The following is a 625-nucleotide window of genomic DNA, read 5'->3' as shown; positions in this document are numbered from 1 at the left end:
CAGGCTGCCAGTCTCGCGAGCCCCGCGACGCCCTCCTCCTCTTCCTCGGGAGGCGCCTCGATGGACGGCGCGAGCGCGGGCATGGGCGGCATCGCCAGCATGGCCATGAGCTTCGTCTATCCGAGCCTCAAGCTGCTCTTCGAGGCGAGCACGCGGCGCATCGTCGTGACGGCCTTCATCCGCGAGGGCACCAAGGAGCGCGCGATCGAGGTCACGGAGTGGTTCACCATCCCGCAAAAGGGCCTCACCGTCGACGATGACGTCGCCGGCGACTCCGACTCGGGCACGAGCAGCAGCGGGAGCAGCGGCAGGAGCAGCAGCGGGAGCAGCGGCAGCGGCAGGAGCAGCAGCGGGAGCAGCGGCAGGAGCAGCAGCGGGAGCAGCGGGAGGGGGAAGAATTGATGCGACCCCGTGCGCGCCAGACAAGGGGCATGACGCTCCTCGAAGTCCTCGTCGCGGTGGGCATCCTCGCGATGGTCGGCACGCTCGTGTATGGCGCGCTCGACGGCATGCAGCGCACCCGCGTGACGGTGGAGCGCATCGACGATCGGTATCACCAGGGCCGCCAGGCGATCGCGCGCATCTCGCGCGAGATCCAGTCCGCCTTCCTCTCGCTCCACGTCCC

Annotated in this window: 2 protein-coding genes; both read left to right on the top strand. The window is 69.8% G+C overall.

Annotated elements, in window-relative coordinates; all coding sequences use genetic code 11:
* The first annotated feature begins 60 nt into the window (after positions 1-60).
* Positions 61-402: a hypothetical protein gene (locus KDM41_18450; protein ID MCB1185406.1), complete on the top strand. Its 342-nt coding sequence runs from the start codon at positions 61-63 to the stop codon at positions 400-402.
* Positions 403-431: 29 nt separating this feature from the next.
* Positions 432-625 (top strand): general secretion pathway protein GspJ (locus KDM41_18445; GenBank protein MCB1185405.1); only part of this gene is annotated, 194 nt, incomplete at its 3' end.

The sequence above is a fragment of the bacterium genome (genome assembly GCA_020440705.1).
In the GTDB taxonomy this organism is placed as follows: Bacteria; Krumholzibacteriota; Krumholzibacteriia; order LZORAL124-64-63; family LZORAL124-64-63; genus JAGRNP01.
This window is presented reverse-complemented; position numbering and strand designations above follow the sequence as displayed.

Coding starts and splice junctions, on each gene's coding strand:
- KDM41_18450 (MCB1185406.1), top strand. CDS start 61: ATGGACGGCGCGAGCGCGGGCATGGGCGGCATCGCCAGCATGGCCATG.